The organism is Pseudoclavibacter caeni, from assembly GCF_008831125.1.
Classification (GTDB): Bacteria; Actinomycetota; Actinomycetes; order Actinomycetales; family Microbacteriaceae; genus Pseudoclavibacter_A; species Pseudoclavibacter_A caeni.
The window spans coordinates 219712-245975 of the sequence record NZ_WBKA01000001.1 but is presented as its reverse complement, the minus strand read 5'-3'; the positions used below and the strand labels follow the sequence as shown (position 1 = coordinate 245975).

Here is a 26264-nt window from a genome sequence, read left to right as displayed (position 1 = left end):
TCGCCCGGATGTGTGGGAAAGCCGTTGTGCGTGGACGCGCTCGTGCATCGGCTCGGTGCCTCAGAGGGCGCTGGTCTGACTCAGGAGCGCCAGCGGGTGGTCATCAGGAAGCCGGCCATGAGGATGCCGAAGCCGACCAGGATGTTCCAGTTACCGATCGAGGGGATCGGCCAGTGCTTGTCGAAGCTAATATAGAAGACGATGATCCAGAGCAGGCCGATGATCATCAGCCCGAACATCACGATCTTGAACCAGAGCGCGTTCGGCTTCGGGGTCTGATGGCCGTGGGGCGCGACGGAGTCGGCCCGACCGTCGGAGTTCTGCTTCGCGTTCTTGGTCACGGACACTCAGTGTACCCCACACGTTGTGGGCCGGAGGAGGACCGATCCACGTGAACGGTGACGAGCGCCGCGTGCCCACCCGTCGCGAGCTGCGCGCGCGCGAGGCGGAGCCCGCCAGGCGTCCGCGCGGGGGTCGGCCGGACGCCGGGCGCATCGCCCCGTGGCGTGTGGTCGTGGGGGTGATCGGCGAGCTCATGCTCACCGCCGGCGTGCTCGTGCTGCTGTTCATCGGCTGGAAGCTCTGGGTCAATGACGCGAGCGTCGACCGACAGCAGGAGCAGGCGGCCGGAGAGCTCGCCCAGCAGTGGGCGGACCAGACCGGCGACGGGAGCACCGAGAGCACCGCGGAGCCCGACGACCCCTCCGTCACGCCACAGGGACACGACCAGTTCGGCGTCATGTACGTCCAGCGCCTCGGCGACACCTGGCAGCGCCCGATCGCGCGCGGCGTCGAGAAGAAAGAGGTGCTCGACAAGATGGGGCTCGGCTGGTACCCGACCACGCAGCTGCAGGGGCAGGTGGGCAACTTCGCCGTGGCCGGTCACAGAGGCGGCTACGGCGCGAGCCTGCGCTATGTCGACAGCCTGACCGTGGGCGACCACATCGTGGTCGAGACCGCGGACGGCTGGTATGACTATCGCTACCGCAACAGCGAGTACGTCATGGACAGCGCGGTCGACGTGCTCGACCCCGTCCCCCGGCAGACGACCGCCCCGGACGCCCGGCTGCTGACCCTCACCACCTGCAACCCCTACCCCTTCACCAACGGCGAGCGGCTCATCTCGTACGCCGTGCTCGACCGCTTCACCCCGCGCGCCGCGGGACGACCCGCGGTGCTCGACTATCTGCAGTAGAGGACACACATGTACGCACTGATCTGGCGCATCCTCCCCGGCCCCTGGCCCGTGAAGACGCTCGAGGCGCTCGCCCTGCTCACCGGGGTGCTCGCGCTGCTCAACTGGGTGGTGTTCCCCTGGGTCAACACCCTCGTCGACACCGGGGAGGTGACGGTCGGCTGATGAGCGAGATCCTGGTCATCGACAACTACGACAGCTTCGTCTACACGATCGTCGGGTACCTGCGCCAGCTGGGCGCGCACACGACCGTCGTGCGCAACGACGCCCTCGATGCCGCCGGGCTCGACCGAGCGATCGCCGCCGTGGACGGCCTGCTCGTCTCCCCCGGCCCGGGCGCGCCCTGCGACGCCGGGATCAGCCAGCAGGCGATCCGGCGTGCCGCCGAGCGCGAGCTGCCCATGCTCGGCGTGTGTCTGGGCCACCAGGCGCTCGCGGAGGTCTTCGGCGGCCGTGTGGACCGCGCCGAGCGGCTCATGCACGGCCGCCTGAGCACCATCGTCCACGAGCCGGACGTGCCGCTGTTCGCCGGGGTGCCGGAGCGCTTTCGAGCCACCAGATACCACTCGCTCGCGGTCATGGACGGCACGGTGCCCGACGAGCTCGAGGTCACCGCCCGCACCGACGACGGCGTGATCATGGCCCTGCAGCACCGCGAGCTGCCGCTGTGGGGCGTGCAGTACCATCCCGAGTCGGTGCTCACCGAGCACGGCCACCGGCAGCTGGGCAACTGGCTCGAGCGCACCGGCCAGCGGGGCGCTGCGGAGCGCGCCGCGCGGCTGAGCCCGATGATCGCCGCCCGCGACGCCTGACCTCGGGCGGGCGTGCGGCGGTCATCCTCATCCAGCCACCGCACGCCACCTGCCCGTGGACGGCGTGGGCACCTCCTGATCCCTGATCGGTCAGCCGTGTCGTCGGTCGCCGGTGCGCGTCACTGCCCGGTCGACGGGGCCTCCGAGGCCGGTGCGGAGGACGGCGTCGGCGTCGGCGTCGGCCTGGCGCACTTGGACGCGTCGGCCATGTAGTAGTACAGGATGATCTTGGTGTTGTCGTTCGCCGCGAACTCCGTGCCGGGGGTCGGTTTCGTGTACTGCACGGTGTAGCCGCCGGACGCCTGGCAACGCGGCACGGCCTGCGCCCGGGACGAGAGACCGGCCTGCCGCAGCTCTTCGATGGCGTCGTTGATCGGCTTGCCCACGAGATCGTCGGGCACGACGACACGGCCATTCGAGATGACCAGCGAGATCGACGTGCCGGTGCGCACCTCGCTCTGGGCGACCGGGTCGCTCGAGATCACGTGGTCGAGGGCGACATCGCCGTTGATCTGCCGGGTCGTGCCGCCCACGGTGAGGCCCGCGTCCTCGATCTTCTGCCGGGCGTCATCCTCGGTGAGCCCGGACACGTCCGGCACGTTCACCGTCGGGGCGCCGCTGGAGATCCTGACCGTCACGGTGGACCCGACGTCGGCGAGCTCGCCGGCCGGCGGGTCGGTCTCGATGACCCGGCCCGGGGTGACGTCGCTGTTGGCCTCCTCGACCTTCGTGGCGTTCAGACCGCGATCCTGCAGCTGCTGCTCGGCGGTCTCGTACGTTGCGCCGGAGAGGTTCGGCACCGCGACTTGGGCGGCGGAGGGGCCGGAGAACCGCGGCTGCAGCAGGGCCAGCCACAGCACCGCGATGAGGCCGAGCACCCCGATGCCGATGACGATGCCCCAGATCGTGCCCACACCGCCACGGTGCAGCTCGCGGTTGATGAGCCGGGAGGACGGGTCGTCGTCGTCCGGGTCCAGGTCGAGCGCGTCGTCGATGGGCGAGTCGTCGAGGATGACGGTGCTCGCGGCGTCGAAGGTGGGGCCCTGCGACGGCAGACCCCGGGCGAGCCGGTCGACGTCGGCGCGAAAGTCCTCGGCGGTCTGATACCGTCGCGCGGGATCCTTCGCCAGCGCGGAGAGGATCACCCGGTCGTCGTCGGCGTGGAGGTCGTCGTTCAGGCTGCTCGGCGTCGGCGGGGTCGCATTGACATGCTGGTAGGCGATCGAGGCGGGGCTGTCGCCCTTGAACGGCACCCGACCGACGAGCATCTCATAGAGGATCACGCCCACGCTGTACAGGTCGGAGCGACCGTCCACCCGCTCGCCGCGAGCCTGCTCGGGGGCGAAGTACAGCGCCGTGCCGACCACTGAGCCGGTCTGGGCGACGGTGCCCTCGCTCTCGCTGATCGCCCGCGCCACGCCGAAGTCCATGACCTTCGCGTCGCCCGTCGGGGTGATCATGATGTTGCCCGGCTTGATGTCTCGGTGGATGATGCCCGCACGGTGCGAGTACTCGAGGGCCCGCAGGATCTGATCGGTGATCCGCAGCGCGTCGGCGCGCGGGATGGGCCCCCGGGCCAGACGCTCCTTGAGGCTCTCACCCTCCACGTACTCCATGACGAGGAAGGGGACCTCCTGCGGGCGGGCGTTCGGGCCGCCCGCGATGAGATCCTGACCGGCATCGTAGGTGCGCACGATGTACGGGCTGATCATCCGCGCCGCAGCGGTGGTCTCGTTGTGGAAGCGCTTCTGGAACACCGGGTCGTCGGCGAGCTGGGGGCGCAGCAGCTTGATCGCCACGGTGCGGCCCAGTCGGGTATCCGTGCCCAGATACACGTCGCCCATGCCCCCGTGCCCGATGAGCCGGCCGACGCGATAGCGTCCGCTCAGCAGCGGCTGTTCGCTCATACACCCCACCTGTGATAGTCCTCAGGCGATTCTACCGGCAAAGCGGGCCGGAACACCTGAATGGACGCGGAATGCCCTGCGCGAGGGCGTGGCCAAGGACCCTGGAGGCATGGGGCCGGACGGGCGTGGACTGACCTCATGGCTGGATGATGGGGCGGTGGGATGACGGATCGGGCCCGCTGATCCGGGGACGGGCCAGCGAACCCGATCCTGTGCCGAGGCGCCGGGACAGGATCCGGTCAGGCGTGCGGGGAGGTCGCCGGCGGAGTCGTCGTCTTCGTCGGTGTCGGTGTCGGTGTCGTGTACTCGTAATAGGTCACCTGCACCGACTGCCCGGGCTGGAAGGTGCCTGAGTCATGCGAGATGACCTTGCCGTCCAGCGAGCTGTCGGTCGTGGCCTGGGTGGCGGGGTTGACCGACAGACCCTCGGCGTTCAGCTGGGAGCGCACGGCCTGGTAGTCCTGGCCGACGTACTCGCCGGACGAGATCGTCACGGTCTTCTGCGTGGGCGTCGGCGTGGCCGTCTGCGTGCGCGTGGGCGTCGGCGAGTGCGTCGTCGCGGTCGGGGAGGGCTCGGCCGTCTCCTCCTCGAAGGACGGCGAGGGCGAGGGGCTCTGGCTCGCGTTGCCGCCGCTGCTCATGAGGGCCCAGATGCTGCCGCCGGCGACGAGCACGAGCAGCAGGATCAGCGAGACCAGCGGCCACGTCCATCGGCTGCGTTTCTTCTTCTTGGACGCGGCGCTTTTTCCCGCCTCCTTGGCCGGGGTCCCGGTCGACGTGCTCGACAGCAGCGGCTGGCCGTTCTGCGTGCCGATGATCGCAGTGGCCGGCTGCGTGGCGTCAGGCTGGGTGCCGATGAGCGCGGTCGGGGTCTCCGCGGCGTCCGGGATCTGCCCCGCCGGGGCGATCTGCGGCACGTCACGGGCGGCCGCGGCGATGTCGCCGCGGCGCAGCGCCTCGGCGGCCCGGGCCAGATGCGTGGCCGACTGGGGGCGGTCCGCCGGGTTCTTGGCGATGCAGCTCATCACGAGCCGGTCGACCGCAGGCGGCACCGTGGAGGGCAGCGGCGGCGGGGTCTCGTTGATCTGGGCCATCGCGATGGCGACCTGGCTCTCGCCGGTGAACGGCCGTCGCCCGGCCAGGCACTCGTAGGCGACGATGCCGAGCGAGTAGATGTCGGTGGCCGGCGACGCCGGATGCCCGCTCGCCTGCTCGGGAGAGAGGTACTGCACGGTGCCCATGACCTGGCCGGTCGCGGTCAGCGGCACCTGGTCGGCCAGACGCGCGATGCCGAAGTCGGTGATCTTCACCCGGTGGTCGGGGGTGATGAGCAGGTTGCCGGGCTTCACGTCGCGGTGGACGAGGCCGACCTTGTGCGCCGCGGCCAGTGCATGGGCCGTCTGCGCGACGATGTCGAGCACCTCGTCGACCGGCAGCACGCGCTGCTGCTCGAGGAGGTTCGACAGCGGCTCGCCTGGCACGAGCTCCATGACGAGGTAGGCGCTGCCCTTCTCCTCGCCGTAGTCGTACACGCTCGCGATGCCCTCGTGGTTGACGAGGGCCGCATGCCGCGCCTCGGCGCGGAACCGCTCGAGGAACCCGGGATCGCCCATGTACTCGTCTTTGAGGATCTTGATGGCGACGTCACGGCCGATGACGTCGTCATAGGCCTTCCACACCTCGCCCATCCCGCCGACCGCGATACGGCTCACCAGCTGATACCGGCCGCCATACGTGAGGCCTTCCGTGGGTCTCATCTGTCCAACACCGCCTTCATGATCTTCCGGGCCATGGGAGCCGCGACCTTGTTCGAGCCCTCCGAGTTGTTGTAGGTCCCGCCGTTCTCCACCACGACGGCGACCGCGACCTGCGGGTCGTCAGCCGGCGCGAAGCCGGTGAACCACAGGTCGTACTGGGACTCCTTCGTCGTCTCGGCGGTGCCCGTCTTCCCCGCGACATCCACCCCGTCTATTCTTGCACCTGAGATCTCGCCCGAGGACACATCGTTCACCATCATCTCGGTGAGGGTCTGGGCGGTCTGCGTCGAGAACGCCTGGCCGAGCGTCGTCGTCTGGAACGACTGCGTCGTGGTGAGACCCCGATCGCGCACCGAGTCGACCAGCCCGGGCTGCAGCCTCGTGCCGCCGTTGGCGATCGTCGCCGAGATCGACGCGACTTGCAGCGGGGTCACCCGCACGTCGTACTGCCCGAAGCTCGCCAGCTGCAGCTGGGCGGTGCTCATGCCCGTCGGGTAATGGCTCTGGGTGACGTCCAGCGGGATCTCGAGATCCTGGTCGAAGCCGAGCGCGCTGGCGACCGCGCCGATCTTGTCCTCCCCCAGCTCCGCGCCGAGCTCGGCGAAGGGGATGTTGCACGAGTACTGGAGCGCCGTCTTCAGCGTCGTCGTGGAGCCTCCGCCCCCGCAGGAGCCCATGGTCACATTGTGGATCTGGGTGTTCGTGCCGGTCAGCGTCAGGGCGCTCGGGTTCGCGAAGCGGCTCTCCGGCGAGTACCCGTTCTCGAGGGCGGCCGCGGCCACCACGAGCTTGAACGTCGAGCCGGGTGGGTACGTGTCGCCGGCGGTCGCGCGGTTGACGAGGGGCTCATCGGCGTCGGCGGAGAGGGCGTTCCATGCCTGGGTCGCGCTGTCGGTGTCGTTGCCGGCCAGTGCGGTCGCGTCATATGACGGCTTCGAGACCATGGCGAGGATGCGCCCCGTCTTCGGCTCGATGGCCACGGCCGCGCCGATGCGGTCGCCGAGGGCGTCCCACGCCGCCTGCTGCACCTCGGGGTCGATGGTGAGGGTCACGTCCGACCCGCTCGGGGTGACGCCGTTGATGCGGTCGACGAGCTGGTCGAACGTCTGCCCCCGGGACGTGCCGGTCAGCGTGAGGTTCTCGCTGGCCTCGATGCCCGTCGGGGCGAGCACGTGCGAGTAGTAGCCGGTCACCGCGGAGTACATCTCGCCGCCCGGGTAGACACGCGTGTACCGGTAGGCGTTGTCGACCGGGTCGGAGCGGGCGATGACCTGCCCGCCGGCGACGATGCTGCCGCGCTGGATCTGGTACCCGTCGAGGATGGCCCGGGAGTTGCGGGCGTCGCCGTTGATCCGCTCGCCGAACAGCACCTGGATCAGGCTCGTCGAGCAGAACAGGGCGAGGAAGAGCAGGAACACGACGATCGTCACCCGCCGCAGTCGTGCCGTCATGCGCGTGCCCCCTCTCGATCCGTGGCCCGGGCTGCGGGCGCGGGCGACGGCCCGCCGAGCGCGCCGAAGCGGTCGGCCTGCGCGCGGATCGAGTCGGTGATCCGCAGCAGCAGCGCCATGATCACCCAGTTCGCCAGCAGACTCGACCCGCCGGCGGCGAGGAACGGCGTGGGCAGGCCGGTCAGCGGGATCACCCGGGTCACCCCGCCGACGACGATGAACACCTGCAGAGCGAGCACGAACGACAGCCCCGTGGCCAGCAGCCGGCCGAACTCGTCGCTCGCAGTGTAGCCGATGCGCAGACCGCGGCTGATGAGCAGCAGGTACAGGCACAGGATCGCGAACACCCCGACCAGGCCGATCTCCTCGCCGATGCTCGTGAAGATGTAGTCGGAGCGCGACAGCGGGGTCAGCTGCGGGTAGCCGCGCCCCCATCCGGTGCCGAACAGGCCGCCGTGCGCCTGGCCGAACAGGCCCTGCACGAGCTGGTAGCTGCCGCCGTTCGCGTTGTACACGTCGTCGTCGAACGGGTCGAGCCAGGCGTGGATGCGGCCCTGCACGAGCGGGATCATCGCGTACGCGGCCGCGCCGCCCGCGGCGAACATGACCAGGCCGATGGCCACCCAGCTGGCGAGCCCCGTGGAGACGTACAGCATCACGAGGAACAGGCCGAAGTACAGCAGCGACGTGCCGAGATCCTTCTGCACCACGAGCACGGCCATGGCCATCGCCCACACCACGACGATCGGGCCGAAGTCCTTCGGCCGCGGGAACGTCATGCCGAGGAACCGCCGCCCGGCCGCGCTGATCGTGTCGCCGCGGGCGACGAGATAGCCTGCGAAGAAGATCGCCATGGTGATCTTCGCGTACTCGCTCGGCTGGAACGTGATCGGACCGAGCCGCACCCACAGCGAGGCGTTCGTGCCCAGCGCGGTGCCGATCCCCGGGATCATCGGCAGCACGAGCAGCACGACGCTGGCGGCCATGAACACGTACGTGTACCGCTGCAGCACGCGGTGGTTGCGCAGGAACCACACGACCGCGGCCGCGGCGAGCACTGAGAGGATCGCCCAGAGCGCCTGCCTGAGGGCGGGCGTGCCGACCCCGGTGGTCTCCGAGCTCAGATCGATGCGGTGGATCGCGATCAGCCCGATGCTGTTGAGCGTCGCGGCCACCGGCACGATGATCGGATCGGCCTTCGACGCCCGGGCGCGCAGCACCACGTGCAGCACGAGCACCGCGATCCAGAACAGCGTGCCGATGAGGAACGGCCCCGCGGAGAGCGCGCCGGCGACGCCCAGCTGCACGGCGGCCAGCCCGGTCGCCGAGACGAGGGCGCCCAGCAGGATCAGGCCCAGCTCGATGGCGCGCAGATTCCGGTCGGCCAGCCGCAGGCCGCGCTCGCGGCGGCTCATCGCGTCCCCGCCTCGCCTGCGGCCTGCGGCGAGGCGGAGCCGGCACCGACATGGTCGTCGGCCCCGGGATCCGTCCCGGCGCCCTCGCCGCTCGCCGAGGGCTGCGGGGACGGCGTCGCGGCGTCGTCCCGGGCATGCTGGCTGCTCAGCTCGGCCAGTCGGCTCGTGGCGGTGTCGAGCGACGAGAACGGCACCGTCTGGCGCACCTGCTGCTGGGTGAGCTCGTCGAGGTCGCTCATCGGCACCTGCGGCAGGCGGGGGTCGTCGATCGGCTCGCTCAGTCGGAACGGGCCGATCTGCTGGTGCACGCCCTGGTAGATGACCGCGTAGCCGCCATCCTCGCCGATGTAGTACTGCGACTGAGTCCAGCGCCAGCCGAGCCAGCCGCCCACGGTGAGGCCGGCGACGACGAGCACGGCGATCACGGCCAGGGCCACGCGACGCACGACCGTGCGCCGGTGGACGTCGGCGATCAGCTCGTCAAGGTACTCGTCGGCCTGCGACTCGAACTGGGTCGGCTCCAGCCGCCGCGGCTTCAGGTGGCTCGCCGCCTCGCGCAGGGCGTGCAGGCTCTGCGCCTTCTGGGTGCGCGCGCGGTCGATGTGGTCGAAGCGCACCTCGCGCGCCGCGGCGCCGACGATGACCGGATGCCCCGGGGTGCCGTGCGGGGTCGCGTCGGGGTCCGCGTCCGGCTCCACCAGCACGACCGTGCAGTTGTCCGGGGCGCCGTTGCGCAGTGCGAGCTCGACGAGGTGCGCGCAGGTGAGATCCGCGCTCTCGCCGCGGGCGAGGGTGCGCTCGATCAGCTCGTCGCCGACCGGGCCGCTCAACCCGTCGGAGCAGATGAGCAGCCGGTCGCCCGGCAGCACCGGCTGCACCGAGATATCGATGTCCGGGTTCGTCTCGATGTCGCCGAGCACCCGCATGATCACAGAGCGGCGCGGATGGACGAGCGCCTCCTCCGGGGTGAGCCTGCCGGCGTCGACGAGCCGCTGCACGAAGGTGTGATCCTTCGTGAGGTGCTCGAGGCGTCCGTCGCGGAACCGGTAGACGCGCGAGTCGCCGATGTGGGCGATGACGATCTGATCGCCGACGGAGAGGAAGCCCGAGAAGGTCGTGCCCATCCCGGTCAGCTCCGGGTAGTCGGCGACCGTCTCGGAGAGCATGTCGTTGGCGCGGTGCAGCGCGTCGCCGATCGCCTTGGCCGCCTCGTCGACGTCGTCGAAGCGCCGGTCGAGGTCGACGAGCGACTGGATGGTGAGCGCCGAGGCGATGTCGCCGCCGGCGTGCCCGCCCATGCCGTCGGCCACGGCGAACAGGTACTGGCCGGCGATGGCCGAGTCCTGGTTGTCGCGCCGGACCTTGCCGACGTGACTCAATGCGGTCGCCCTGAGCACGGTCATCGGTCAGCCTCGCAGCTCCATGACAGTGGTGCCGATCGTGATCGGCACGCCCACGGCCACCGGCGTGGGGCGCGAGATGCGGCGCCCGGCCACGGTGGTGCCGTTCGTCGAGCCGAGATCCTCGACGACCCAGGTCGCCCCCCGGCGGGTGAGCCGGGCATGCTGCGACGAGGTGTAGTCGTCGCGCAGCACGACCGTGCAGTCCGCGCTGCGGCCGAGCGTGATCATGTCCTGCGCGAGGGTCAGCTGGCGGCCCCGGGCCGGGCCCTCGAGGAAGACGAGATGGCGAGCGGCGGTCGCATCCGATCGCGCCGCGCGACGGCCCGTGGACTGCGGCGCCGGGGCCGCGACGGGTGCCGCGGCCGCGCCGGCGGCCGACCGATGCATCCGCTTGACCTTCGGGCCGAACAGATCGGAGCGGATCGCCCACATCACGGCGAGCACGAACAGCCAGAGCAGCACGAGGAAGACCGCGCTGACGATGAGGTACAGCAGCTCGCCGCTCATCTCACCCCACCGCCTTCGGGGCGAGCAGGTACCGCACCGGCGTCGCGCCGATGACGAGGTCGAGCGGCCCGGTCAGCTCGAGCAGGGTGATGCGCTCGCCGCCGACCTTCGTGCCGTTCGTGGAGCCGAGATCGCGCAGCACGACGTTGTCGCCGTCGCGGGTGATGCTCGCGTGCCGCTTCGACACGGCCGAGTCGGCGATGGTGATGTCGCAGTCATGGCTGCGACCGATCGTCGTCACGCCCTGGCGGAGCGGATGCACGCGCCCCTGCACCTCGAGTGCGGGCACGAGGGTGACGTCGCCGGCGCTCATCCTGCTGTCGACCTCCAGCATCCCCACGGTCAGCGAGTCGTCGGGCACGATGGTCACGGTCACCGGGCCGGGGAACTGGTAGCGCTGCTGATGGGCGTAGGCCCGCAGGTCGCGCACGAACTGGTCGACGAGCGCGGAGCCGTCGGGCGCGAGGCGCTCGAAGTCGGCGCGGCTGACACGCACGGTGAGGCGATCGGGCACCAGGATCGCGTCACGCGAGAGCACCCGCGTGTTCGCGTCGAGCTCGCCCTTCAGCGCGGAGAAGATCTCCAGCGGCTGCAGGCGAGAGCGGAACGTCTTCGCGAACACGCCGTTGACGGCGCGCTCGAGTCCCCGTTCCACGTTGTCGAGTAGTCCCACTCGTCTCCTCGTCCAGGCCCGGGCGCTCCCCGGGTGTCGGTGCCCCCTGTCCCGACATGGTACCCGGTGCGGCTCGACGCGGGTCTGTGAGGGAGGACTCGGGGCGGGGTGGGTGTGACGGGTGCGCTGCGGTGGGGCGCGTGCGTTCCGCGGTGGCGGAGGTGTGTCGGGCTGCGGGTCGTGCGGTGGGCTGCGGGTCGTGTGCTGGATCACCGGTTGTGCGGTGGTCGGACGATCATGCTAATCTGTTGCAGTGCCGTCGCGCGGCAGTCAGGTGCGACGCATGCCCGAGTGGCGGAATTGGCAGACGCGCTAGCTTCAGGTGCTAGTGATCGCAAGGTCGTGGGGGTTCAAGTCCCCCCTCGGGCACCACGCCAGACCCCCGGAATCGCAACGTTTCCGGGGGTCTTCTCATGCAGGTGGAGGTCTTCTCCTGCAGCCGGACGGGGCAGGGCCCGAACTCTGGTCGAAGCGTCTGAGCGCAGCCGGCTGATCGGTGGAGCGCAGCCAACCAGTCACTCGGGCCGGACGCCTGGTGTGCCTCGCTCTCACCGGGCGCCGCTGATCGTCCGGTGTGCCTCGCTCTCACCGGGCGCCACCGGCCGCCCGGTGCGCGGAGCCACTCCGCCGCATCACTCAGCGGAACTGGACCGCGGGTGCTGCGTCGACGTCCTGCGCTGCTCGAGCACGATGCGATGCCGGGCACTGTGGTGCGGGTGGAGCGGTCTCGCGCTCGGGACGGCCGGACTGGCAGCAGCCGATCCGAGTCGCATCCCGAGCGGCTCACCGCCGTCGGAGCACGATGGTGAGGATGCCGAAGGCGATCACCGCCAGCGAGCTGAGCAGCAGGAGCACCAGACCGAAGCCGACCGAGGCCGTGCCGAAACCGCTGGTGGAGCTGGTCACGTCCCCGATCTTCGACATGGCCACGAAGGCCACGAGTGTGCCCAGCGTCCCACCGCCGATGTCGATGCCGCCCGCGGCAGCCGCGGTCCGGCCCGATGAGTTGCGTCTGCGAGTGGCGCGACCCGGCACCAGGCCCGTGGCCTCGTCGCTCACGCGGCTCGGGACATCCTCGCGCCGCTCTCGGGATCGAACACGTGCACCCGGGCCGGATCGAGCCGAACCGGCACGACGTCACCGGTCGCAGGATGCCGCCGGCCGTCCACGCGCACGGCCAGCCTGGCGGGGGAGGCCTCGCCGCCATCCTCGTGCCCGGTCGCATGCCGCCAGCCGGTCACCCGGTCGTCATCGACGATCTCCCCGTAGAGGAACGCCTCGGCGCCGAGCACCTCGACCGACCGCACGACGAGGCGGGCGTCGGCCTCGCCGGCGGAGACGACCGAGACGTCCTCGGGGCGCACGCCGATGAGCAGCCGCCCGGCCGATGCGTCCGACCTCGACAGGCCGGCTGCCGCACCCCGCCCAGGCTGCCCGGCCGACGGGCCCGGTCGTGCTGGAGCGGTCGGCACCGGGCCGTCCGTCGGCCCGGTCAGCGGGCGGTCGGTCAGCAGGGGGCGCCCGTCGCGGGCGGGCACCTCGATGAGCGACATCGCCGGTGACCCGATGAACCCGGCGACGAACGCGTTGACCGGCGCGTCGTAGAGCGCGACAGGAGAGGCGAGCTGCTGCAGCTCGCCATCACGCAGCACCGCGACCCGGTCGCCCATCGTCATCGCCTCGGTCTGGTCGTGGGTGACGTACACCGTGGTCACGCCGAGCTCGCGGGTGAGCCGCGAGATCTCCGCCCGGGTCTGCACACGCAGCCGGGCGTCGAGATTCGACAGCGGCTCGTCCATGAGGAACACGCGCGGCTCGCGCACGATGGCCCGGCCCATCGCCACACGCTGTCGCTGACCGCCGCTGAGCGCCCTCGGCCGGCGATCGAGCAGGTCAACCAGATCGAGCATCTCCGCCGCCCGGCGCACCCGGCGCTCGCGATCGACGCGGTTCACCCCGGCGAGCCGCAGCGCGAACCCCATGTTCTCGGCGACGGTCATGTGCGGGTACAGCGCGTAGTTCTGGAAGACCATGGCGATGTCGCGATCCTTCGGCGCGACGTCGGTGACGTCGTCACCGTCGATGCGGATGCTGCCTGCGGTCGCCTGCTCCAGCCCGGCCAGCAGCCGCAGCGTGGTCGACTTGCCGCATCCGGAGGGGCCGACGAGCACGAGGAACTCGCCGTCCGGGACGTCGAGGCAGAGGTCCGAGACCGAGGGGCGCTCGGCACCGGGGTAGACGCAGGTGACGTGGTCGAACTGGACCGTGGACATGACTCTCCATTCCGATATGGGCATATGGGCGCGATGCGGACGCGCAGGATGACGTCCGGCGCCGCGGGGGCATCCGCCGACCGTAGTGAGCGCGGACGAGCGGAGGGTGAACGCGAGGTGACGGCGAGTGCTCTCTCGGTGAACACGGGGGACGAGCGGGTGAACGCGATTGAACGGATGGCGAAGGCTCGGTGAAAGCGGTCGATCCGGCATCGCCGGACTCCTACTCTTTCGGCGTGCCGGGCGGCTCGGGAGCCCGGCGCGACATCCCCCATCGAAGGAGTTCCGTGAGCATCATCAGCGCGCCCAGTGCGCGATCCGGGCGGGGCACGCCCCCGGCCGCCTCCCCCGACGTCCCCCGGCGACGGCATCGTCGCAGGGGTCGCGACATCGCCCTGTTCCTGCTGCTCGCCGGGCCGAACATCGCCCTCCTCGCCGTGTTCGTCTACCGGCCGCTGCTGCAAAGCCTGCAGTACTCCCTGCTGCAGTGGAACGTCGGCTCCCCGATCGCCCGCTTCGTCGGCGCGGGCAACTACCTCGCCTGGCTGACCGATCCCTCGACACCGCGGGTGCTGCTGACCACAGCCGTCTTCACCGTGTGCACGGTCGCCGGCGGCATGGCGCTGGGACTGTGGCTCGCGCTCGTCCTCGACCGGCGCCTGCCGGGCCACACGATCGTGCGCACCGTGAGCTTCGCGCCGTACGTCCTCTCGGGTGTCGCCGTGGGGCTGCTGTGGCTGTTCATCTTCGACCCCCGATACGGTGTGCTCGCGGCCCTGCTGAACGCGATCGGCCTGCCCTCGCCGGACTGGTACAACAGCCAGCCCTGGCCGCTCGTGATGCTCATCATCGTCTACATCTGGAAGAACGTCGGCTACGTCGCGCTGATCTACCTGGCCGGGCTGCAGGCCGTGCCACACGAGGTCCGCGAGGCCGCCGCACTCGACGGCGCTACCCGGGGGCAGACGACCCGGCGCGTGATCATCCCGCTGCTCGGGCATACCACGTTCTTCCTGAGCATCACGACCCTGCTGAGCTCCCTGCAGTCCTTCGACCTGATCCAGGCGATGACGCGAGGCGGGCCGGTGGGCTCGACGACCACCCTGATGTACGAGATCTATCAGGTCGGCTTCGTGGACGGCCGTGCCGGCTACGCCTCCGCCGTGGCCACCGTGCTGTTCGCCATCCTGCTGGCGATCACGATCGTCCAGCTCATCGTCATGGAACGGAAAGTGAATCTCTGATGAGCGTGCCCTCGATCACCGGTGTGGCCACGGTGGAGCGAGTCGCGGAGGCCCGCGGCCCACGACGCGGCCGACTCGTCCATCTCGATCTCGGCGCCTTGCTCACGATGCTGCTGGCCGGCGTCGTCATGGTCTTCCCGCTGCTGTGGATGATCGTGTCGAGCTTCAAGCAGCAGGACGAGATCTTCACGATCCCGCTGCAGTGGCTGCCGCATCAGATCCAGTTCGAGAACTACGCGGAGGTGGCGCAGACACTGCCGATCGGGCGGCTGTTCCTCAACAGCGCGATCGTCACCGTGATCGGCGCCGGGGTCAAGGTGCTGCTCGGGCTGACCACGGCCTATGCCCTGGTGTTCATCGACTTCCCGTTCAAACGGGTGATCTTCGTCGTGGTCCTCGCGGCGCTCATGGTGCCCCAGCAGATCACGATCATCCCCAACTACACCCTGGTGTCGTCCCTCGGCTGGGTGAACAGCTATCAGGGCATCATCATGCCGGGGCTGGCCAGCGCGTTCGGCACGTTCCTGTTCCGGCAGCACTTCCTCACCCTTCCACGATCGGTGCTCGAGTCGGCCGAGGTGGACGGCGCCGGCCACTGGCGGCGGCTGTGGGGCTTCGTCGTGCCGATGTCGGCGCCGACCATCGTCGCCGTGGCCCTCGTGGCGATCGTCACCGAGTGGAACGAGTACCTCTGGCCGCTGCTGATCATCGACAAGCCGGACATGATGACCCTGCCCGTCGGGCTCACCCTGCTGCAGAACGTCGACGGCTCGAACAACTGGGGCGTCATCCTCGCCGCGACAGTCCTGGTCACCCTGCCAGTGCTCGCGGTGTTCCTGCTCATGCAGAAGCGTCTCGTCGCCGGACTGACCGCCGGAGCAGTCAAGGGGTGATCCGTGCTCGCATCCTCCCGGCTATGTCGGAAGCCAGGTGCCGCGCCGCCGCAGCCATGCCGTCCTTCAGACCCACATCCATCAGCATCACATCCACCACGTCGATCGCATCCGCGATCCAGCACATCAATCACGAGATGAACCAGCACAAGGAGAACCGCATGTCATCCGCATTCATCAGCAGCCGCACGATCAGTCGACGCAGCGTCCTCGCCGCCGGCGTGCTCGGCGCACTCGGACTCGGCCTGGCCGCCTGCTCCGGGCCCTCGGTTGGCGGCTCGAGCGCCGCGCAGACCGACACCACGGACTGGTCCGGGGTCACCCCGGCTGACCACATCACTTGGTGGAGCAACCACCCGGGCAAGTCCCAGGACATCGAGAATGAGCTGATCCGGCGGTTCCAGGAGCAGCACCCGGACATCTCCGTCGAACTCGTGACCGCGGGCAAGGACTACGACGAGGTCGCCGCGAAGTTCCAGGCCGCCGCCTCCAGCGACAGCGTGCCCGACCTCGTCGGCGCGAGTGACGTGTGGTGGTTCCGGTACCACCTCAACGGGCAGATCCTGCCGCTCGACAACGTGCTCGCCCAGATCGGCACGGACCTCGACGACTACAACAGCACGCTGCTCGGGGATTACCAGTATGACGGCCAGCAGTGGGCCATGCCCTATGCCCGCTCGACGCCTCTGTTCTATTACAACAAGAGCGCGTGGGAGGCCGCAGGGCTGCCCGATCGCGGCCCCGAGACCTGGGACGAGTTCGAGGAATGGGCGCCGAAGCTCAACAGCGTCAGCCAGAGCGGCAAGGCGCTTGCACTCGGCAAGGGCACCTCCTGGGCCGCCTGGTGGTTCCTGAACATCATGTGGGGGCAGGGCGGCCGGTACTCCGATGAGTTCGACCTCTCGCCACTCACCGGTGACGAGACCGTCGCCGCGGGAGAGTACCTGCGGCGGATGATCCACGAGCAGGGCTATGCGGCCATCGCCACCGATCAGGACGTCGACTTCGGCGCCGGTGCGTTCCCATGCACGCTCAGCTCGACCGGATCGCTGGCCGGCATCCTCAAGAGCGCGAGCTTCGAGGTCGGCACCGCCTTCCTGCCGGACGGCCCTCAGGGTGGGGGTGTGCCCACCGGCGGCACCGGGATGGCCATCCCCTCGGGGAGCACCCCGGAGCGGCAGCTGGCCGCCGCGATGTTCCTCAGTTTCATCACCGAGCCCGACAACACGGCGCTGTTCTCCGCCGGAACCGGGTACATCCCCGTGCGTACGTCGGCTGTGGACAGCGATGCCATGCAGCAGGTGATCGCGAAGACCCCGCAGGCGCGCACGGCGATCGATCAGCTCGCGCAGAAGAGCCGAACGCAGGACTGGGCTCGGGTGTTCATCCCCGGCGGTGACAAGATCCTCACAGAGGGGATCGAGCAGATCATGGTCAACGGCACGGCCGCGGCGGATGCCTTCAGCGGCATCGAACCGCAGCTTCAGCAGGCCTACGACGAGAACGTCAAACCGTACCTGAACGACTGAGTGAGGGTGATGATCCGGCACACGCACAGGAGAGCGGAGATGGACCGATGACGCATCCCATCGCCTGGGGCGGCACGCGCCCCACGGTCATCGCGCATCGCGGGGCCTCGAGCGAGGCCCCGGAGAACACGCTGGCCGCGTTCGACGCCGCGGTGGAGGCCGCTGAGGACACCGCCGAGACGCAGGACCCGAGGCGGCCCGTCTGGATCGAGCTCGATCTGCAGCCGACCGCCGACGGCGAGGTCGTCGTCATCCACGACGACCGGCTCGATCGCACCACCGACGGACACGGCCTCGTGCGCGCCCATACGCTCGCCGAGCTGCAGCGGCTTGACGCCGGCGGCTGGTTCGACGGCCGGCGCGCAGCAGGAGCTGCACGGGCATATGCCGGTGAGCGCATACCTTCGCTCGATGATCTGATCGACTGGATCGTGGCGCATCCGGTCGTCCGCGTGCTCGTGGAATACAAGGGCGAGTGGGCGCCGGCGGACATCACGCGCACGGTCGCCGCATTCGAGGCGGCCGGCGTGCTCGACCGTCTGGTGCTGCAGAGCTTCCAGCCGGGCACCGTTGACGCCCTGCGCCTTCGCGCGGGGGATCGGCCGCGCGGGCTGCTGATCGACATGACCCGCCGGTACCCGGAGGTGGAGCTCGCCCGCCTGCTCGACGTCTCGGCCGTCAACCCGGGCTGGCGTCGCGTGGTCGGTGAGACGGCGGACGCCGGACTCGTCCCCGCCGTGCACGATCGCCTCGGCGCCCGGGTCGCCGTGTGGACCCCTGACGAGCCGGCACTGTGGGATGCGCTCGTCGCGGTCGGGGTCGACGCGATCATCACGAATCGGCCGCGGGAACTCAGGTCTCATCTGGGGTAGGTGACCTGGTGCAGTCAGGGCTCGTGCGTGCGGAGTCTGTCGTGTCTGCTGAAGATCGGGGCGATCAGGTCATCGCTGGGCGTGCGCGGGGAGCCTGACGGAAGCGGGGCGGTGGCGGCTGGGCAGACGAACGCTGGCCTCGAGTCGCGTATCTGGCAGCGCGTTCTCGGACATTGCACGGTGGCGGGTCGCTGACGGTCTGTTCTGTATTGTCTTGCAGACCCTTCACACGGCGGGTGCCTGCGCTCGGATCTGGCGGATGCCTGTGCTCGTGCCCTGCCGTCGCCCCGCCGCCCTCGACGCTCGTCCCGTCGTCCGTCTCGCTGCCGTACGGCCTGCGGTCACGCGCCACGCTGGTGCTCGCCCCGACGCCTGTCCTGCAGTGGACTCCGCTGCTCGCCTCGCTGATTGTCCTGGGGCTTGTCTCGACTCGTGTCTTCCCGCTCGCCCCGCCGCTCGCCCCGCAGGCGCTCGGGCAGATGCACCTCGACGCCGCCACCGGGGAACATGTCAGGCCGCAGCGGCTCGATGAGCTCCCCGGCGGACACCTCGAGCGCCGCGGCAATGCGGATGAGGGAGTGAACGTTCATCATCTGCCGGCCGGCCTCGTAGGAGCGGATGTTCGCTGAGTCGATGCCGCACGCTGCGGCGAGGCGATCCTGCGTCCACTCGCGCCGCAGGCGGGCGGCCCGGATCCTGGTGCCGAGCACGCGGGCGGCTTCTGAAGGTACACGGGCCATGCATTCAGCGTCCTGACACCCGGGTGCGGGCACCAGTGTATTAGTGCCGGGTACTAGTACACTGTCAGACATGCGTGCCCACAATGACGCTGAGGCGGGGGAGTCGCTCGTCCGCTCGCGGCAGCGAGTCATCGAGCATGGGGAGGTCTTCACCCCACGCTGGCTGGTGCGCGACATGGTCGATCTCGTCGTGGACGAGGCGACGCGGGCCGACGCGCGGTTTCTCGAGCCGGCTTGTGGGTCGGGCAACTTCCTGGTCGAGGTGCTGGAGCGGCGGCTGGACGCCATGCGCGGCCGCTACCGGTGCAGCCCCTTCGAGCACCGGCACGCCTCGCTGCTCGGGCTGATGTGCCTGTACGGGATCGAGCTGCTGCCCGACAACGTGGCGGAGTGTCGGGCCAATCTGCTTGACGTGTTCCGTGCGGGGCTGGGGTTGGGCCCTGACGACGAGTGGGCACGCGCGGCCCGAACCGTGCTCGCGGCAAACATCGTGCAGGGCGACGCACTGAAGATGCAGACGGTCGACGGCCGGCCCATCGAGTTCGCCGAGTGGGCGTATCTGGGCCGCGGAAAGTTTCAGCGCCGCGACTTCGCCTACAAGGACCTCACCCAGCGCTCGCTGGCGGGCGGAACCCTCTTCGATCAGTTCGACGAAGACGAGCTGTTCGCCCCGGTGCGCTCACACCCGGTGATGACGGTGGGTGATCTCGCCGCGATGGGCGAGGAACGCTCGGTCACGGCACCGGTCACGGCGTCCGACAGGACATCACCAGCGTGTACCTCAGCGACGGCGGCAGAGAGCGGGAGATGAGCATCGCTCAGGGGGAGGGGCGGAAGCGAGTGGACGACCGCCACGGCCAGAGCGGAAAGGTCACCTTCTCGCTGGGCGGGCACAATCCCGACGTACTCACATGCATTGCGAACCTGTCGAACGACGAGGTGTTCACGCCGCCCGTGTTCGCCGGCGAGATGCTCGACACGCTGGCCGACGCCTGGGCCGAGGCGCATGACGGCCGCAGCATCTGGAGCGATGCGACGGTCACCTTTCTCGACCCGTTCACCAAGTCGGGGGTGTTTCTGCGCGAGATCACCAAACGGCTGGTGGACGGCCTGGCCGAGCAGATGCCCGATCTGCAGCAGCGCGTGAATCACATCCTCACCCGGCAGGTGTTCGGCATCGGCATCACCCAGCTGACCGCGCTGCTCGCCCGGCGCAGCGTCTACTGCTCGAAGAACGCCACCGGTGAGCACTCGATCGCCACCGGGTTCGACCGCCCGTGGGGCAACATCTGGTACGAGCGCACCGAGCACACCTGGGTCAACCGCAAGCGGGTGCGCCAGGCGAACCCGCTCACCGGCGACGACGAGGTCGTGGAGCAGGTCGGCACGGGCAGATGCAAGTACTGCGGTGCATCCGAGGCCGAGTACTCGCGCGACGAGGTGCTCGAGACCCACGCCTATGCCTTCATCCACACCGACGACATCTCGTCGCGGCTCGCAGAGATCTTTGGAGTGAATGTGCACTTTGATGTGATCATCGGGAATCCGCCGTATCAGTTGAGCGATGGCGGCTTCGGCACGAGCGCCGCACCGATCTACGACAAGTTCATTGAACAGGCGCAGAGGCTGCATCCGAGATTCCTCACCATGGTCGTTCCCGCGCGCTGGTATTCGGGCGGCAAAGGGCTCGCCGCGTTCCGTTCCGCCATGCTGCACGATCGTCAGATCGTCGAGCTGCATGACTTCCCCGACAGTCGCGACTGCTTTCCCGAGGTGGATGTCGCCGGCGGCATCTGCTACTTCCTCTGGGAGCGCGGGGCCGATCGAGACTGCACGGTGGTGACACACACCGGCACGCACACATCCAGCTCCGTGCGCCCTCTTCTGGAACAGGGCGCAGACATCTTCATCCGTCAGAATGAGGCACTGAGCATTCTGCGCAAGATCAGTGCGGTGGATGGGGCTCACCGCCAGGATGGATCTCTCACGTTGGAGCCTGACAGGAGGTTCAGCGCACTGGTCAGTGCGAGAAAGCCCTTCGGGCTTGCAAGTAATTTCAGAGGAGCTATGACCGAAACCGCTCCGAACGACGTCATGGTTGTGCAGAACGGTGGTACCAGTTGGGCGAACAGATCCGAGATTTCCGCGGGCCGTGATCTCATCGACCGATGGAAGGTCTTGATTTCCTATACCTCCAGTGAACATGCGGGTCAGGCCGACAAGAATGGCCAGAAACGAGTACTTTCGCGAGTCGAGGTGCTCCCACCAGGTACAGCAACAACCGAGACATATCTGATAGCCGGATCGTTCGAAAGCCGAACACAGGCAGATATCCTGGTTCAATATCTGAAGACCAAGTTTGTCCGTTTTTTAGTCTCTCAACTCGTCACGACGCAGCACGTTACTCGTGGATCGTTCGCCTTCGTGCCCATCCAGGACTTCACCCGCCCCTGGACCGACGCCGATCTCTACGCCAAGTACCACCTCACCGAGGATGAGATCGCGTTCATCGAGAGCATGATTCGCCCGATGGAGCTTGACGACAATGCCTGAACAAACCGTCGACCAGCTGCTACCCGCAAAACCCGACGCGCATCCGCGCATCTACGCCTGGTCGTCGAACGAGGTGGCCGAGCGGTGGCGCGACTGCCTGAAGATCGGGCAGACCACGCGCGACGTGAACACCCGCATCCGCGAGTCGCAGGGGCAGGCCCGCGTGAACTACACGCTCGAGCTCGACGAATCCGCCGTGCGCGACGACGGCAGCAACATCACCGACACCGAGGTGCGACGGCGCCTGAACGAGAAGGGGTTTGCAACCGTCGCGTATGAGTCGAGCCGCGAATGGGTGCGCTGCGACGTCACCGCGGTGCGCACCGTGATCGCCGAGCTGCGCACCGGGCAGCACTTCAGCGGCACACATCACGCCACATTCCCCATGCGCGATGAGCAGCGCGACGCGGTCGAGCAGACGATCGAATATTTCAATTCAGTGTGGGCGCAAGACGACGATGCGGTGCCGGAGTTCCTCTGGAACGCCAAGATGCGCTTCGGCAAGACGTTCACCACCTATCAGCTCGCCAAACGCATGCGCGCCCGACGCGTGCTCGTCGTCACGTTCAAGCCCGCGGTGGAGGACTCCTGGCGCGACGATCTGCAGTCACATGTCGACTTCGACGGCTGGCAGTTTGTCTCGCGCGAAACCGGAGGCGACCCGACGACGGTCGACCCCGAGCGTCCACTCGTGTATTTCGGGTCGTTCCAAGACCTGTTGGGGCGCGACAAAGCCGGCAACTTCAAGCCCCGCCACGCCTGGCTGCACGAGGTGATGTGGGATCTCGTGGTGTTCGACGAATACCACTTCGGCGCCTGGCGCGACACCGCGAAGGAGCTGTTCGAGGGTGAGGACGACATCACCCGGCGCAAGGCCGAGAACGAGGAGTTCACGAAAGACCACGCCACCTTCGCCGACGAGCTCGAGGTCAACGACCGCAGCGAAGACGACTTCGTGCCCATCGCCGCACGGTCGTATCTGTACCTCTCGGGCACGCCGTTCAAAGCCCTGGCCACCGGGCGCTTCATCGAGGAGCAGATCTTCAACTGGACCTACACCGACGAGCAGCGGGCGAAGGCGCACTTCACCGCAGAGGACCCCGACAAGCCGAACCCGTATGCCCCGCTGCCCGAGATGCGGCTGTTGACCTATCGCATGCCCGATGAGCTGATCGCGATCGCCAGCCAGGGCGAGTTCGACGAGTTCGATCTCAACACCTTCTTCGAGGCCACCGGTGAAGGCGACGCAGCCAGGTTCGTGCATGAAGACGACGTGCAGAAGTGGCTCGACATCGTGCGCGGCGGCTACGCGCCGACCCAGATCGACGACCTGAAGCGCGGGTCGCGCCCGCCGTTCCCCTACTCCGACGCACGGCTGCTGCCCTATCTGCAGCACTCGCTGTGGCTGCTGCCGAAGCGGGCATCCTGCGCGGCGATGAAGAATCTGCTCGAGGCCCGGCACAACACGTTCTGGCACGACTACACCGTGGTCAACGTGTCGGCTCCCGAGGTGGGCGTCGGGCTCGACGCGCTGCCGCCGGTGCGCGAGGCGATCGGCAACGGCTTCGACACCAAGACCATCACGCTCACCGTGGGCAAGCTGACCACGGGCGTCACCGTGCCGCAATGGTCGTCGATTCTGATGCTGCGCAATCTCAAGGCGCCCGAGACGTATTTCCAAGCTGCCTTCCGCGTGCAGTCGCCGTGGGTCATCCGCAACCCCGATGGGGATGACCCGAGCGCGCTCGAGATTCTGAAGCCGGTCTGCTTCGTGTTCGATTTCGCGCCCACCCGGGCGCTGCGGCAGATCAGCGAGTACGGCATCGGACTCGACCCCAAGGCGCACAACCCCGAACACGCGGTGGAGGAGCTCGTGAGCTTTCTACCGGTGCTCGCCTACGACGGGTCGAACATGGTGCCGGTCAACGCCGGCGAGATTCTCGACTGGGCGATGTCGGGCACCTCGGCCACCCTGCTGGCGCGCAAGTGGGAGTCGGCGATTCTGGTCAACGTCGACAACCAGACACTCAAGAACATCATGAACAACCAGGCCGCGATGGATGCCATCATGCGCATCGAGGGATTCCGCGCGCTCGGCTCGGAGGTGTTCGAGACCGTGGTCAACAAGAGCGAGGCGATCAGCGAGACCAAGAAGACGAAGGGCGACGACCTCGATCGCCCCGAGAAGAAGAAGCTCACCGATGAGGAGAAAGAGGTCAAGTCGAAGCGCAAACAGATTCAGGAGAAGCTGATCAAGTTCGCCACGCGCATTCCGGCGTTCATGTATCTGACCGACTACCGCGAGCAGCGCCTCGACGACGTGATCACGAAGATCGAGCCCGATCTGTTCCAGGCGGTCACCGGTCTCACGGTGAAGGACTTCGAGCTGCTCGTCTCACTGGGCGTGTTCAACTCCACGCACATGAATCAGGCGGTGTTCGCCTTCCGCCGCTACGAGGACGCCTCATTGTCATACACGGGCATCGACTCGCAGCACGGCCAAAGGGAAATCGGTCTGTACAACACCGTGGTGGGCGTGGACGCGACCATGCCGGACTCGGCCGAGGTCGACGCCGCCGGACTCCGCGTCAGCGACATGCCGGTCGTGGCGAGCGGGCGTGACTGAGCAGCAGGGACCGTACCTGAGCGGGCGAGTCTGACTCTGTCGTGACTTGTACGAGCCGGGGACGGCTCGCCTCGCCCGATCGCCGGCGGATGAGACCGGGGTCGTGGCGGCCGTGCGGCGAGGTGGCGCCGCTGTCGCGTGCACGGTCGGTTGAGGTCGGTGTGGTGGTGCCGAGGCTGCGTGCCCGCTGTGGTCGCACACTTCCGCTGTGGGCACCTCACTCCAGCGGCGGCATCGGCTTCCAGGCGCGGTCGCGGTAAATGCGGCGTGCCCCGCGCATCCCGCGCACCAGCGCTCGCGTTCCGCTGCGGAACGAGTGGTCGACGGTCGCGATGCGGATGAGCTCCTTGGCGAGAGTGAGCGCGGTGCCGAGGCCGAACACGAACCGGTTGTAGTCGCCGTGCAGGCGGAAGTACCGGGCCATGTAGCCGCGATTGCGCATGATGTGGAACCGCACCATGTCGCTCGTGCCGTTGAGCTTGCGGGGGCCGAGGTCGAGGCGGCGGATCTCGCGGGTGCGGCGCAGGATGAACGTGTCGACCAGGGCGCACCGCGTCACCGTCGAGGCGAGGTAGCCGTAGACGGTGTCGTCCCAGTAGATGAAGAACCGGGGGTCGGGCAGCCCGATGCGGCGCACGACATCGCGGTGGAAGAGCCCGCCCTCGAAGCAGACCGTGTTCATCGGCAGCCAGCCATCGGCGCCGAAATCGTCCTTCGCCACGGGGTTCGGGATGCCGAGGGGCACGTTGAAATCGAACTGCCAGTAGAACGGCGACCCATCGAAGTTGTAGCGGCGGCCCTGGATGACCTGGAACCGCTTCGTCCACGGCAGCAGTCGGTCGATCGCCGGCGGCAGCACGGCCACGTCGTCGTCCATCAGCCACAGCCACTCGGCGCCGAGATCGTACGCGATGCGCACGCCGGCGCTGAAGCCGCCCGAGCCGCCCGTGTTCTCCTCCTGCGGGGCGTGGACGAGCCGGTCGCGTCCGTCGGCGCGGCGCCCGAGCCGCTCGCGGAACGACTCGATGACCTCGCCGGTGTCGTCCTCGGAGTGGTTGTCGACGACCACGACCCAGGACGGCGGGGTCTGCAGGCGGGTGATGCTGTCGAGCAGCACGCGCAGCAGCTGTGACCGCTTGTACGTGACGACGACGATCGCCACGTCGAGCGCGGGGTCACCGGTCGCATCGCCCAGCGCCGGCGCGGCGTCAGAGGACGCGTTCGGCTCGGGCTGGGTCACGTGCTGCGGTTCGGTCAACGCTCGGCTTCCATCGAGGGTGTGTGTGCGGTGGGCCTGGGATTCGAACCCAGGGAGAGTCGCCCCTCACTTGTTTTCAAGACAAGCTCCTTCGGCCGCTCGGACAGCCCACCTTGTCGCCGGCGTGCGGCGACCAGAGCATTCTACCGTGGCCGCTGCATGTCGGGTGCCTCGTCGCGGATGCGAAGGCGGCCCGCTCACCGCCCGCCGGCGAGCACGAGGTCGATCGCCTCGGCCACGCCGTCCTCAGCGAGCGTGCCGACCACGCGGTTCCCGACCGCCTGCACCTCGGGCAGGGCGTGACCCATCGCGCAGCCCAGACCCTCATCCGCTGCCCAGGCGAGCATCTCGCGGTCGTTGAGCCCGTCGCCGACGACGGCGACGCGGCTGCGAGGGATGCCGAGGCGGCGGCGCACCTTCTCCAGCGCGCTGGCCTTGTTCACCCCGTACGGGGCGATGTCGAGCCACGCCGACCAGCCCACCGCGTAGCTCACCTCGTGCAGGCCGATGCCGCGGATGATCCGCTTGAACTCGTCGGTGTCGCGGCCCGGGGAGAACGCGACGATGCGGGTGACGGGCCGCGCCCGCAGCTCGTCGATCGTGGCGAGGCGGGCCGGGGCGCCGAACGTGCCCGCGGTGAACGGGCGCGAGAACCGCCAGCCCTGGTCGGCGTCCTCGACCGCGTACCGGGCCTCGGGCAGGGCGGGCAGGATCGCGTCGATGACCGGGGCCGGGTCGAACAGGGTCATGTCCACGACCCGCCACCCGCCCACGGCGTCGGCGGGCAGCCCGCGCTCGGGCGTCATGTCGCACACCACCGCCCCGTTGGAGCACACGCTGTAGCGGGAGGTGAGGCCGAGCTCGCGCCAGACGCCCTCGATACCCTGGATCGGTCGGCCGCTGGCGATCATGATGACGTGGCCGGCGGCCTGCGCGCGGTCGATCGCGGCCTGCACGGCGGCGCTCGCGCGGTTGTCCTGGTCGACGGTCGTGCCGTCCAGGTCGAGGGCGATCAGCCAGCGTCCGTCGTCGCGCACGGCGGGCAGCGGGATCGCGCTCGTCTGCGGGAACGGCCCCTTGCCGGGCGCCCGCCAGGGGAGCGCGTTGCCGACCATGGTCACCTCCGTTCGTTCTCCCGGCCGCGGCGTGGACCGCA

General features: G+C 68.8%; 23 protein-coding genes and 2 tRNA genes. 11 read left to right on the top strand and 14 right to left on the bottom strand.

The genetic code is table 11. From position 1 onward, the window contains the following. Positions 1-80: 80 nt before the first annotated feature. Positions 81-341, bottom strand: coding sequence for a cell division protein CrgA (locus F8O02_RS01165; RefSeq protein WP_158035347.1), 261 nt, complete (start codon positions 339-341; stop codon positions 81-83). A 50-nt stretch (positions 342-391) separates the two neighbouring features. Here F8O02_RS01165 and F8O02_RS01160 point away from each other — a divergent pair, with 50 nt between their 5' ends. Genes F8O02_RS01160 through F8O02_RS01155 form a run of 3 tightly spaced genes read left to right on the top strand, consistent with a single transcriptional unit; the run spans position 392 to position 2007 of the window. Beyond that, positions 392-1195: a class E sortase gene (locus F8O02_RS01160; protein ID WP_225734047.1), complete on the top strand. Its 804-nt coding sequence runs from the start codon at positions 392-394 to the stop codon at positions 1193-1195. A 9-nt stretch (positions 1196-1204) separates the two neighbouring features. Beyond that, complete coding sequence (locus tag F8O02_RS08955; protein WP_179416243.1) at positions 1205-1360, top strand: hypothetical protein; 156 nt, start codon at positions 1205-1207, stop codon at positions 1358-1360. Beyond that, positions 1360-2007 (top strand): anthranilate synthase component II, encoded by a 648-nt coding sequence (locus tag F8O02_RS01155; protein WP_158035346.1) that lies wholly within the window; start codon positions 1360-1362, stop codon positions 2005-2007. The genes F8O02_RS08955 and F8O02_RS01155 overlap by 1 nt, the downstream gene beginning before the upstream one ends. Before the next feature lie 119 nt (positions 2008-2126). Here the strand turns inward: F8O02_RS01155 and pknB are convergent, their stop codons facing one another. The 7 genes from pknB to F8O02_RS01120 all read right to left on the bottom strand — a co-directional run bounded on the left by pknB (position 2127) and on the right by F8O02_RS01120 (position 11120). Further along, positions 2127-3914 carry a Stk1 family PASTA domain-containing Ser/Thr kinase gene (pknB, locus tag F8O02_RS01150; RefSeq protein ID WP_158035345.1) on the bottom strand — a complete coding sequence of 596 codons (1788 nt, stop codon included), beginning with the start codon at positions 3912-3914 and terminating at the stop codon, positions 2127-2129. Positions 3915-4153: 239 nt separating this feature from the next. Further along, the gene (locus tag F8O02_RS01145; RefSeq protein WP_158035344.1) at positions 4154-5671 is read right to left on the bottom strand and encodes a serine/threonine-protein kinase; all 1518 of its coding nucleotides are present in this window, start codon (positions 5669-5671) and stop codon (positions 4154-4156) included. Then, positions 5668-7122, bottom strand: coding sequence for a peptidoglycan D,D-transpeptidase FtsI family protein (locus F8O02_RS01140; RefSeq protein ID WP_158035343.1), 1455 nt, complete (start codon positions 7120-7122; stop codon positions 5668-5670). The genes F8O02_RS01145 and F8O02_RS01140 overlap by 4 nt, the downstream gene beginning before the upstream one ends. Beyond that, the gene (locus tag F8O02_RS01135) at positions 7119-8537 is read right to left on the bottom strand and encodes an FtsW/RodA/SpoVE family cell cycle protein (protein ID WP_158035342.1); all 1419 of its coding nucleotides are present in this window, start codon (positions 8535-8537) and stop codon (positions 7119-7121) included. Before F8O02_RS01135 ends, F8O02_RS01140 begins: the two co-directional genes overlap by 4 nt. Then, positions 8534-9940, bottom strand: a complete 1407-nt coding sequence (locus tag F8O02_RS01130) for a PP2C family protein-serine/threonine phosphatase (protein WP_158035341.1) — start codon at positions 9938-9940, stop codon at positions 8534-8536. Before F8O02_RS01130 ends, F8O02_RS01135 begins: the two co-directional genes overlap by 4 nt. A 3-nt stretch (positions 9941-9943) precedes the next feature. Further along, complete coding sequence (locus tag F8O02_RS01125; protein ID WP_158035340.1) at positions 9944-10447, bottom strand: FHA domain-containing protein FhaB/FipA; 504 nt, start codon at positions 10445-10447, stop codon at positions 9944-9946. A 1-nt stretch (position 10448) separates the two neighbouring features. Continuing rightward, entirely contained in the window at positions 10449-11120 is a 672-nt protein-coding gene (locus F8O02_RS01120) for an FhaA domain-containing protein (protein WP_179416244.1), read from the bottom strand. A gap of 285 nt (positions 11121-11405) precedes the next feature. Between F8O02_RS01120 and F8O02_RS01115 the strand changes: the two genes are divergently transcribed. Continuing rightward, a tRNA-Leu gene (locus F8O02_RS01115) sits at positions 11406-11492 on the top strand. 411 nt (positions 11493-11903) lie between these two features. Here F8O02_RS01115 and F8O02_RS01110 read toward each other — a convergent pair. Beyond that, on the bottom strand, positions 11904-12179 hold the full coding sequence (locus F8O02_RS01110) for a hypothetical protein (protein WP_158035338.1): 276 nt from the start codon (positions 12177-12179) through the stop codon (positions 11904-11906). Further along, entirely contained in the window at positions 12176-13393 is a 1218-nt protein-coding gene (locus F8O02_RS01105; RefSeq protein ID WP_158035337.1) for an ABC transporter ATP-binding protein, read from the bottom strand. The genes F8O02_RS01110 and F8O02_RS01105 overlap by 4 nt, the downstream gene beginning before the upstream one ends. A 287-nt stretch (positions 13394-13680) precedes the next feature. Between F8O02_RS01105 and F8O02_RS01100 the strand changes: the two genes are divergently transcribed. From F8O02_RS01100 to F8O02_RS01085, 4 genes are all read left to right on the top strand, one after another. Next, positions 13681-14637 (top strand): carbohydrate ABC transporter permease, encoded by a 957-nt coding sequence (locus tag F8O02_RS01100; RefSeq protein ID WP_404821164.1) that lies wholly within the window; start codon positions 13681-13683, stop codon positions 14635-14637. Then, on the top strand, positions 14637-15530 hold the full coding sequence (locus F8O02_RS01095; protein ID WP_158035336.1) for a carbohydrate ABC transporter permease: 894 nt from the start codon (positions 14637-14639) through the stop codon (positions 15528-15530). The genes F8O02_RS01100 and F8O02_RS01095 overlap by 1 nt, the downstream gene beginning before the upstream one ends. Before the next feature lie 161 nt (positions 15531-15691). Beyond that, on the top strand, positions 15692-17059 hold the full coding sequence (locus F8O02_RS01090; RefSeq protein WP_158035335.1) for an ABC transporter substrate-binding protein: 1368 nt from the start codon (positions 15692-15694) through the stop codon (positions 17057-17059). A gap of 47 nt (positions 17060-17106) precedes the next feature. Next, positions 17107-17931 carry a glycerophosphodiester phosphodiesterase gene (locus F8O02_RS01085; RefSeq protein WP_158035334.1) on the top strand — a complete coding sequence of 275 codons (825 nt, stop codon included), beginning with the start codon at positions 17107-17109 and terminating at the stop codon, positions 17929-17931. A gap of 341 nt (positions 17932-18272) precedes the next feature. On the opposite strand, the gene F8O02_RS08950 is transcribed toward F8O02_RS01085, so the two are convergent. Then, complete coding sequence (locus F8O02_RS08950) at positions 18273-18641, bottom strand: helix-turn-helix domain-containing protein (RefSeq protein WP_179416245.1); 369 nt, start codon at positions 18639-18641, stop codon at positions 18273-18275. A 100-nt stretch (positions 18642-18741) separates the two neighbouring features. Between F8O02_RS08950 and F8O02_RS01070 the strand changes: the two genes are divergently transcribed. Genes F8O02_RS01070 through F8O02_RS01060 form a run of 3 tightly spaced genes read left to right on the top strand, consistent with a single transcriptional unit; the run spans position 18742 to position 23850 of the window. After that, positions 18742-19482 carry an N-6 DNA methylase gene (locus F8O02_RS01070; protein WP_158035331.1) on the top strand — a complete coding sequence of 247 codons (741 nt, stop codon included), beginning with the start codon at positions 18742-18744 and terminating at the stop codon, positions 19480-19482. Next, positions 19479-21224: an Eco57I restriction-modification methylase domain-containing protein gene (locus F8O02_RS01065; RefSeq protein ID WP_158035330.1), complete on the top strand. Its 1746-nt coding sequence runs from the start codon at positions 19479-19481 to the stop codon at positions 21222-21224. Before F8O02_RS01070 ends, F8O02_RS01065 begins: the two co-directional genes overlap by 4 nt. Next, a complete protein-coding gene (locus tag F8O02_RS01060; protein WP_158035329.1) occupies positions 21217-23850 on the top strand; it encodes a GIY-YIG nuclease family protein in 2634 nt (877 codons plus the stop codon). The genes F8O02_RS01065 and F8O02_RS01060 overlap by 8 nt, the downstream gene beginning before the upstream one ends. Before the next feature lie 217 nt (positions 23851-24067). Here F8O02_RS01060 and F8O02_RS01055 read toward each other — a convergent pair whose 3' ends face one another. From F8O02_RS01055 to F8O02_RS01045, 3 genes are all read right to left on the bottom strand, one after another. Further along, a complete protein-coding gene (locus F8O02_RS01055; protein WP_225734046.1) occupies positions 24068-25108 on the bottom strand; it encodes a glycosyltransferase in 1041 nt (346 codons plus the stop codon). Between the two features lie 28 nt (positions 25109-25136). Beyond that, positions 25137-25221: transfer RNA gene (locus F8O02_RS01050), tRNA-Ser, on the bottom strand. 84 nt (positions 25222-25305) lie between these two features. Beyond that, entirely contained in the window at positions 25306-26223 is a 918-nt protein-coding gene (locus F8O02_RS01045; protein WP_158035328.1) for an HAD hydrolase family protein, read from the bottom strand. Between the last annotated feature and the right edge of the window lie 41 nt (positions 26224-26264).

Coding starts and splice junctions, on each gene's coding strand:
- F8O02_RS08955 (WP_179416243.1), top strand. CDS start 1,205: ATGTACGCACTGATCTGGCGCATCCTCCCCGGCCCCTGGCCCGTGAAG.
- F8O02_RS01155 (WP_158035346.1), top strand. CDS start 1,360: ATGAGCGAGATCCTGGTCATCGACAACTACGACAGCTTCGTCTACACG.
- pknB (WP_158035345.1), bottom strand. CDS start 3,914: ATGAGCGAACAGCCGCTGCTGAGCGGACGCTATCGCGTCGGCCGGCTC.
- F8O02_RS01145 (WP_158035344.1), bottom strand. CDS start 5,671: ATGAGACCCACGGAAGGCCTCACGTATGGCGGCCGGTATCAGCTGGTG.
- F8O02_RS01140 (WP_158035343.1), bottom strand. CDS start 7,122: ATGACGGCACGACTGCGGCGGGTGACGATCGTCGTGTTCCTGCTCTTC.
- F8O02_RS01135 (WP_158035342.1), bottom strand. CDS start 8,537: ATGAGCCGCCGCGAGCGCGGCCTGCGGCTGGCCGACCGGAATCTGCGC.
- F8O02_RS01130 (WP_158035341.1), bottom strand. CDS start 9,940: ATGACCGTGCTCAGGGCGACCGCATTGAGTCACGTCGGCAAGGTCCGG.
- F8O02_RS01125 (WP_158035340.1), bottom strand. CDS start 10,447: ATGAGCGGCGAGCTGCTGTACCTCATCGTCAGCGCGGTCTTCCTCGTG.
- F8O02_RS01105 (WP_158035337.1), bottom strand. CDS start 13,393: ATGTCCACGGTCCAGTTCGACCACGTCACCTGCGTCTACCCCGGTGCC.
- F8O02_RS01095 (WP_158035336.1), top strand. CDS start 14,637: ATGAGCGTGCCCTCGATCACCGGTGTGGCCACGGTGGAGCGAGTCGCG.
- F8O02_RS01090 (WP_158035335.1), top strand. CDS start 15,692: ATGTCATCCGCATTCATCAGCAGCCGCACGATCAGTCGACGCAGCGTC.
- F8O02_RS01085 (WP_158035334.1), top strand. CDS start 17,107: ATGACGCATCCCATCGCCTGGGGCGGCACGCGCCCCACGGTCATCGCG.
- F8O02_RS01070 (WP_158035331.1), top strand. CDS start 18,742: ATGCGTGCCCACAATGACGCTGAGGCGGGGGAGTCGCTCGTCCGCTCG.
- F8O02_RS01065 (WP_158035330.1), top strand. CDS start 19,479: ATGAGCATCGCTCAGGGGGAGGGGCGGAAGCGAGTGGACGACCGCCAC.
- F8O02_RS01060 (WP_158035329.1), top strand. CDS start 21,217: ATGCCTGAACAAACCGTCGACCAGCTGCTACCCGCAAAACCCGACGCG.
- F8O02_RS01045 (WP_158035328.1), bottom strand. CDS start 26,223: ATGGTCGGCAACGCGCTCCCCTGGCGGGCGCCCGGCAAGGGGCCGTTC.